Raw genomic sequence first — 7,590 nt, 5'->3', positions numbered from 1 at the left:
CCGGCGCGAGCCCCGGGAGCCCGGCGGCCCGTACGGCGTCGGCCAGCGGGGCGCCCGCCGCGCCCAGCCCGCCGCCGCCCAGCACGGCCAGCGCGGCGACGGCGACCGCCGCGTAGACGGCCAGGGTGATGCCGAGCGCGAGGGGGATGGCGCGGGGGATGGTGCGGGCCGGGTCGCGGACCTCCTCGCCGAGGGTGGCGATCCGGGCGTATCCGGCGAAGGCGAAGAACAGCAGGCCGCCCGCGCGCAGCACCCCGCCGAGGGTCGCGTCGTGACCGATCCCCAGCCGTGCGGCGTCGGCCTCCCCGGAGGTGAGGAGGGCGACGACCACGGCGGCCAGGACCGCGAGCACGACGGCCACGATCGCCCGGGTCAGCCAGGCGGCCTTGTGCACGCCGACGTAGTTCACGGCCGTCAGCGCCACCACGGCCGCCACCGCCACCGCGTGTGCCTGGGCGGGCCACACGTAGGAGCCGACGGTCAGGGCCATCGCCGCGCAGGAGGCGGTCTTGCCGACCACGAAACCCCAGCCGGCCAGATATCCCCAGAAGTCGCCCAGCCGCTCACGGCCGTAGACGTACGTACCGCCCGAGCGCGGGTGGCGGGCGGCGAGACGCGCGGAGGAGGTAGCGTTGCAGTACGCCACCGCTCCGGCCGCCACCAGGCCGAACAGCAGCCCCGAGCCCGCCTCCCGGGCCGCGGGCCCCAGCGCCCCGAAGACGCCCGCGCCGATCATCGACCCCAGGCCGACCACGACCGCGTCGAAGACCCCCAGGCGGCGCCGCAACTCCCCCGGTGCGGGCGGGGTGTCCGCCGGTCCGCTCATCGGCCCCGGTCCGGGTCGGAGCCGGCGGCCGGCGGCAGATCGCGTGCGCCGAGCCGCAGATGCTCGATGTGGTAGATGGCCTCGTCGAGGAGTTGGGCGACGTGGTTGTCGTAGAGGCTGTAGACGATCCGGCGGCCCCGGCGCGAGCCGGTGACCAGTCCGAGGGCGCGCAGCAGCCGGAGCTGGTGGGAGACCGCGGACTGCTCCATGCCGACCGCCTCGGCGAGTTCGGTCACCGCGCAGGGGGCCTGGCGGAGCCGGGTGAGGATCATCAGCCGCGAGGGGGTGGCCAGGGCCTGGAGGGTGGCGGCGATGGTGGCGGCGGAGTCCGCGTCCAGATGCGCTGCCGGGGTGGTCTGACTGTCGGCTCCGTGTCCCATGACGTCATCGTATCCACAGCATTACATGAAGAGGTCTTCATGCGTTCCAGTGGGGACATCGGGGGGGTCAGCGGATGGTGAGGCCGCCGTCGACGGCGAGGATGGCGCCGGTGGTCCACTGAGCGGAGGCCAGGTAGGCGGCCGCGGCGGCGATGTCGTGGGCGGTGCCCAGGCGCCCCAGGGGGTAGGAGTGCTCGATCCGCCGGTCGTGCGCGGTGCGTTGCTCCGCGGTCATGGGGGCGAGGTAGGAGCGTTCGTAGGTGGGGGTGTGGACCGCGCCGGGGGCGATGGCGTTGACCCGGACTCCCTGGGGGCCGAGTTCGTTGGCCAGGGCCCGGGTCAGGGAGTTGAGTGCTCCGCGGGTGGCGGAGTACGCGGCCGAAGAGCGCCCGGCGACCATTTTGTGGGCCCAGTAGCTGCTGATGTTGATGATGTTTCCGCGGGCGTTCAGGAGGGCGGGCAGCAGTTGCTGGCTCAGCAGCAGCGGCACCTGGACGTTGAGGTGCCACATCGTGTTCATCGCGTCGACGGTGGTGTCGGCCAAGGAGGCGAAGTGGGCGATGCCGACGTTGTTGACGAGGGTGTCCACCCGGTCGGTCAGGTCCGCCACCTGTGCGGCGATCCGGGCGGGGGCGTCCGGCGCGGAGAGGTCCGCGGCCACGGTCCGCACGGCGGTGCCGTGCCGCCCCAGTTCCCCGGCGGCGGCCTGGAGCTTGTCGCGGTTGCGGGCGACGAGGATCAGATCCGCCCCGTCCGCGGCGAAGGCGTCCGCAATGGCCAGGCCAAGGCCCTCACTGCCGCCGGTGACAACGGCGAGGGGCGCGGTGGTGTGGTGCTCGTGCATGTCAGGTCCATGGGGTGATCGGTGGAGGCGCTCGGGGACGCGGAACGGGGTGATCGGTGGAGGCGCTCAGAGGCGCGGAACGTGGTGATCGGTGGACGCGCTCAGGGACGCGGAACGTGGTGATCGGTGGACGCACTCAGAGGCGCGAACCGGGGTCATCGGTGGAGGCACTCAGAGGCGCGAACCGGGATGATCGGTGGAGGCACTCAGAGGCGCGTATCGGCGTAGCTCTGCGAGCTGGTCGCTGCGGGTGTTCTCGATACCGGCAAGGGCGTCGCTGCCCAGGGGGAGGCGCAGCGGGGGGTTTGGCATGTCGGCCAGGGCGACGAGGGCCTGGGCCATGCGGACGGGGTCGCCGACCTGGCCTCCCGCGGCGCCGGCGGACCGCGCCAGCGCTTCGTGCACGGGAAGGTAGTCGGGGATGGCACCGCCGGTGGGCAGCCGGCTCGCCCAGTTGGCACGGAAGCCGGTGCGGGATGCTCCGGGCTCCACGATGGTCGTCCGGATGCCCAGCGGCGCGAGTTCGGCGGCCACTGAGACGCTCAGACCTTCCAGAGCGTGCTTGCTGGCCGTGTAGGCGCTCATCCCGGGGGCGCCGATCTGCCCCGCCAGCGAGCTGATCTGCAGCACGCGGCCCGCCTTCGCTGCGCGCAGATGCGGCAGAGCGGCGCGCAGGACGTTGACGGCGGCGAAGAAGTTCACCTCGAACTGAGCGCGCAGCTCCGCGTCGTCCAGCTCCTCCAGTGGGCCCGCCAGCGCGTAGCCGGCGTTGTTGACGACGACGTCGAGGCGGCCGAATCGCGCGATCGCGCCATCGAGGACCTGCCGAAGCGCGTCGGCGTCGGTGATGTCCACGCTGCTGGTGAGCAGGCGTCCTGGGTGGTCAGCGGCCAGCGGCCGCAGCGGCTCGTCGTCGCGCGAGACGGCGACTACTCGCTCGCCCGCGCCCAGAACCTCGGCTACCAGCGCCCGGCCCAGACCGCCGGACGCACCGGTGATCAGCCATACACGGGTGTCCACGCTCCGCACCTCCCGTACGAGTCCACTAAACGGACAGGATCTGTCCGCTTTCTTCAGCGTAGAGAAACGGACAACTCTTGTCCACTTGCGGGTAGGGTGGGGGCATGAACGCGGAGCAGCCTGCAGCGGCCCAGGAGACAGCGATGCCCGTGCGCGTCGATGCGCAGCGCAATGCCGCGCGTGTCCTGGCGGCAGCGCGCCGCGCCGTCGCGGCCAACGGGCTGGGCGTGAGCTATCACGAGATTGCGCGGGAGGCCGGTGTCGGTGTGGGGACCGTCTACCGGCGCTACCCCGATCGCGACCAGCTCATGGCGGCGGTGCTGGCCGACATCCTCGCCGAGCTGATCGCCACCGCACACCAGGCCCTGAGCTGCGAAGACGCCTGGGAGGGTTTCTCGCTGCTGTTCACCGGCCTGGCCGTGCGCACCGCGCAGAACGCGGGACTGTCCGGCTCCCTGGACCAGCATGGCGGGCCCGCCATCGCCGAGCAGCGCCACCAGCTCCTCGGTCTCTCCCAACGGGTCATCGAACGCGCCCAGGACGAGGGGCGCCTGCGCCGGGACCTCGCCTGGCAGGAGGTGCTGCGACTGACGGGGGCCGCGACGGTGCAGGGGTGCGTGCTGGGGCTTGAGCCTGATTCCGCACACGGTCACCGCCCGGTGCTGACCGTTCTGCTCGACGGTCTGCGGGCAGGCGGGTAGTCGGGGCCAGAGGCTGATGCCGTCCGGACCCGCGCGGGACCGGGCGCCGACCGCGACCCTGCGACGGCGCGCCCCATCCGCAACCCTGCGGGGGCGGGCACCGTCCGCGCTCCTGCGGGGCCGGGCGCCGACCGCAACCCCGCGACGCCGCACCCGGTCTGCGACCCTGCGGGGCCAAGCTCCGTTCCGCGACCTGCGGGGCCGGGCCCGACCGCGACCCCGCAAGGCCGCACCCCATCCGCAACCCTGCAGGGCCGGGCGCCGTCCGCAACTGCACCCGGCCGGGCGCCGACCACAACCCCGCGACGCCGCACTCGGTCTGCGACCCTGCAGGGCCGAGCCCCGACCGCAACCGCACCCGGCCGGGCGCCGACCGCGACCCTGCGGGGCCGAGCCCCATCCGCAACCCCGCAGGACTGCGCCTCATCCGCAACCGCACCCGGCCGGGCGCCGTCCAGGAGCGTGCGGGCCGGAGCAGGGGGTGCCCTCGGCCCGCCGCCCTACGATGGGCACATGCCGGTCAGCGAACCCTCCCCACCTGCGACCCGGTCGCATACGCACCCCAGCGGCGCGGCGCAGTTCTCCACGGCCGCCAACGTCTTCTCGCTGCTCTCCGACCCGACCCGACTGCACCTGGTGTGGTCCCTCGCCCGGGGCGAGGCCGATGTCAACACCCTCACCGAGGCCAGTGGGGCGGCCCGCCCGGCGGTGAGCCAGCATCTGGCCAAGCTGCGGCTGGCCGGGCTGGTCCAGGTGCGCAAGGAGGGCCGCCGCTCGGTGTACTCGCTCCACGACGGCCATCTGCGGCGGCTGGTCATCGAGGCCGTCAACCACGCGGATCACATGGTCACCGGGGCCCCGCCGCACGACTGAGCGTCACGGTGCGGGCATGCGGCCGCCCTCTGGGGCAATCCCCCAGGGTCCGCACAATTTCGCACCCCCACACCCTTCCTCATACCGAGCCGACGACGGCTCGGGGCAACGGCGACGGCGACAGCGACAGCGACAGCGACAGCGACAGCGACGACGGCAACGGAACGGCGACGGCAACGGCACCGGCACCGGCACCGGCAACAGCGACGGCTCAGCGCACCCCAGCGGCGTCCAGCAGCCCGTCTCGGCGGGCCGTACGGCCACGGCTCCGGCCGGGTGCGTGGACCACCGCACCGCCGCGTACGTCATCCTGGTCACGGCCCCTTTGATCACCGCTGATCACCACTGGTCACCACCACGACGTTCCGCCCGAGGAGAAGCCCCCCTTGACCGCCGACAGCTACTACGAGCCGATCGATGAGTACCGCTACAAGCCCACCGGCCACGCGAGCGGCGCGTGGAACACCGACGAACAGCACTTCAGCCCGCTCGGCGGCCTCATCGTCCACGCCATCGACCGCTACCTCGCAGGGCGTCCGCACACCGGGCTGCTGCTCAGCCGGATCAGCTTCGACATCCTCGGGCGCCTCGCCCTCGACGAGTGCGAGATCCGGGTGGAGACCGTCCGGCCCGGCCGCACCATCGAACTGCTCGAGGCCGTCGTGCGCATAGCCGACCGCCCGGTGGTCCGGGCCCGCGCCTGGCTCCTGGCCGCCGTGGACACCACCGCCGTCGCCGGCGGCGCCGATGACCGGCTCACCCCTCCGGAGGCACTCGACCCCCGGCCGATGACCACCATGTGGCCCGGCGGGTACATCGCCTCCCTGGACTCCCGTCCGGTCGCCCCGCCCCGGCCGGGCCGCGCGACCGTCTGGGTCTCCACCCCGCTCGCCCTCGTCGCCGGGCAGACCAGCACCCCGCTGGCCTCGTACGTCGCGCTCGTCGACACCGCCAACGGCATCGCCGTACGTCAGCCGCCCACCGCCTGGATGTTCCCCAACGTCGACCTGACCCTCCACCTGCACCGCCAGCCCGAGGGCCCCTGGGCCGGCCTGGACACCACGGTCACCTTCGGCGGCACCGGCCAGGGCATCACCAGCACCGTGCTGCACGACCTGGGCGGCCCGGTCGGACACGCCCAGCAGATCCTCACCGTCCGCCCCCTGCCCAGCCCCTGACCGCGCACGGGACAGGCCGACCGCGCACGGGACAGGCCGACCGCGCACGGGACAGGCCGCCACCGGCGAGGTGGCGGCGCCCCTGTACGATGAACGCCGCAAGCAACGAACCAACTCTGCCTGACGCAGAGCTGGCGCGACCGCTCGGCGGCCGCGGTCCTGATGCCCCCGGTCGGCGCGGACCCGGTATCTACCCCGGTCCCGCGCGAGAGGACAGCTCTCGGCGCACTCCGCCACGTCGGCCGGGGCGCGCTACCAGGCGGCGGAAAGGCATCGGCCGTGGCATCCACGGTCCCCGGGACCACCCCTCCCGCCCGGCGCGTCGGCTACGGGCACCTGCTGCGCACACCGGGCGCTTGGACCTTCCTGCTACCCGGGTTCGCCGCCCGGCAGCCGTTCGCGATGCTGACGATCAGCATCGTGCTCCTGCTGCGCCACACCACCGGGTCGTACGGCACCGCCGGCGCGGTCGCGGCCGTCACCGGCGTCTCCATGGCGCTGTTCGCGCCCAGGAGCGGCAAGCTCGCCGACCGCTACGGGCAGAGCGCCGTGCTGGTGCCGGGGGTGCTGATCCACGCGGCGGCCGCAGCCCTGCTGACAACGCTCGCGCTGGCACACGCTCCGCTGTGGGCCCTGATCGCCGCCGCGGTGCCGACGGGCGCCTCCGTCCCGCAGATCGGGCCCATGGTGCGGGCCCGCTGGGCGGCCGTCCTCGGGGACGGCGCCCAGGACGGGTCCGGGGCGCGTCCGGACCACCGGCCGCTCCTGGCGACCGCGGCCGCGTTCGAGTCGGTGACCGACGAGTTGACGTTCGTCATCGGCCCCGTGCTCGCGACCGCCTTGAGCACCGGTGTGCACCCCTCCTCCGGGCTGATCGCGGAGGCCGCGCTGACGCTGGTGGGCGGACTGCTCTTCGCGGCCCAGCGCCGCACCGCACCGCCACCGGCCCCGGTGCGGGCGGACGCGCGGGAACGGCACGCCTCGGCCCTGTCCATACCGGGCGTGCGTGTCCTGGCCGTGGCCTTCCTGGGCATCGGCTCGGTCTTCGGCGGTATGCAGGTCGCCCTGACCGCCTTCACCCAGGAACACGGTCAACCGGGCCTGAACGGCGTGCTGTACGGCGTCTTCGCGGCGGGCAACATGCTCTCGGGCGTGGCCTGCGGTGCCATCGCCTGGCGCGTCTCCCCGCGGCGGCGGCTGCTGACCTCCTACGCCGCGCTGGCACTGGTCTGCTCGACCCTGTGGGCGGTGCCGACGCCACTGCCGCTGGGCGGGCTCGGACTGCTGGCGGGGCTGTGCGTGGCACCTGCGCTGATCACCGGCTACACCCTGGTGGAGGCGCTGGTCCCGGCCACGTCCCGGACCGAGGCGTTCACCTGGCTGACCGGAGCGGTCGCGCTGGGGCAGGCCGCGGCGGTGACGGCGGGCGGACGGCTGGCCGACGGCTTCGGCGCGAGCGCCGCCTTCACGGTGCCGCTCATCGGCACGGCCCTGGCGCTGCTGACCGTGGTGTCCCTGCGCGGGCGGATCGCACCGCACGGCGCCACGGCGATACGCGATGAGCACACCGCCCCCGACGCCCGGCCCGAGTCGCTACGGACGGCGGACACCTCCTGAGCGACGTCCCACGGGAGCGTCGGGGACACCGCGCCGCGCGGCTCCTCGGGACGGAGCCGGTCGGCGCCCGCCCGCCACGGGCTCAGCCCGCGGCCCGCAGCCCGTGGCCCGCGACCACCACGGGCCTTGGGCCCGCGGGCCCCACCAGCCT

The 7,590-nt window shown here is 73.9% G+C and carries 8 protein-coding genes; 4 read left to right on the top strand and 4 right to left on the bottom strand.

Features of this window, described 5'->3' with window-relative positions; all coding sequences use genetic code 11:
* The 4 genes from AXW62_RS22275 to AXW62_RS22260 form a co-directional block, all read right to left on the bottom strand.
* The coding region (locus AXW62_RS22275) for an APC family permease (RefSeq protein WP_060946089.1) at nucleotides 1–826 on the bottom strand (826 nt) is incomplete at its 3' end.
* Nucleotides 823–1,206 (bottom strand): ArsR/SmtB family transcription factor, encoded by a 384-nt coding sequence (locus tag AXW62_RS22270; RefSeq protein ID WP_060946088.1) that lies wholly within the window; start codon nucleotides 1,204–1,206, stop codon nucleotides 823–825. The genes AXW62_RS22275 and AXW62_RS22270, both read right to left, overlap by 4 nt.
* Before the next feature lie 67 nt (nucleotides 1,207–1,273).
* On the bottom strand, nucleotides 1,274–2,050 hold the full coding sequence (locus tag AXW62_RS22265) for an SDR family NAD(P)-dependent oxidoreductase (RefSeq protein ID WP_060946087.1): 777 nt from the start codon (nucleotides 2,048–2,050) through the stop codon (nucleotides 1,274–1,276).
* 171 nt (nucleotides 2,051–2,221) lie between these two features.
* A complete protein-coding gene (locus AXW62_RS22260; RefSeq protein WP_060946086.1) occupies nucleotides 2,222–3,070 on the bottom strand; it encodes an SDR family oxidoreductase in 849 nt (282 codons plus the stop codon).
* A gap of 143 nt (nucleotides 3,071–3,213) precedes the next feature.
* Here AXW62_RS22260 and AXW62_RS22255 point away from each other — a divergent pair, with 143 nt between their 5' ends.
* The 4 genes from AXW62_RS22255 (at nucleotide 3,214) to AXW62_RS22240 (ending at nucleotide 7,439) form a co-directional block, all read left to right on the top strand.
* Nucleotides 3,214–3,771: a TetR/AcrR family transcriptional regulator gene (locus AXW62_RS22255; protein ID WP_244503139.1), complete on the top strand. Its 558-nt coding sequence runs from the start codon at nucleotides 3,214–3,216 to the stop codon at nucleotides 3,769–3,771.
* Nucleotides 3,772–4,284: 513 nt separating this feature from the next.
* Complete coding sequence (locus AXW62_RS22250; protein WP_060946084.1) at nucleotides 4,285–4,644, top strand: ArsR/SmtB family transcription factor; 360 nt, start codon at nucleotides 4,285–4,287, stop codon at nucleotides 4,642–4,644.
* Nucleotides 4,645–5,030: 386 nt separating this feature from the next.
* The gene (locus AXW62_RS22245) at nucleotides 5,031–5,822 is read left to right on the top strand and encodes a thioesterase family protein (protein WP_060946083.1); all 792 of its coding nucleotides are present in this window, start codon (nucleotides 5,031–5,033) and stop codon (nucleotides 5,820–5,822) included.
* A gap of 279 nt (nucleotides 5,823–6,101) precedes the next feature.
* Nucleotides 6,102–7,439, top strand: a complete 1,338-nt coding sequence (locus AXW62_RS22240) for an MFS transporter (RefSeq protein ID WP_060946082.1) — start codon at nucleotides 6,102–6,104, stop codon at nucleotides 7,437–7,439.
* Nucleotides 7,440–7,590: the final 151 nt, after the last annotated feature.

Source organism: Streptomyces hygroscopicus subsp. hygroscopicus (genome assembly GCF_001553455.1).
Lineage (GTDB): Bacteria > Actinomycetota > Actinomycetes > Streptomycetales > Streptomycetaceae > Streptomyces > Streptomyces hygroscopicus.
The sequence above is the reverse complement of the archived record's forward strand: the minus strand, read 5'-3'. Positions and strand labels throughout refer to the sequence as shown.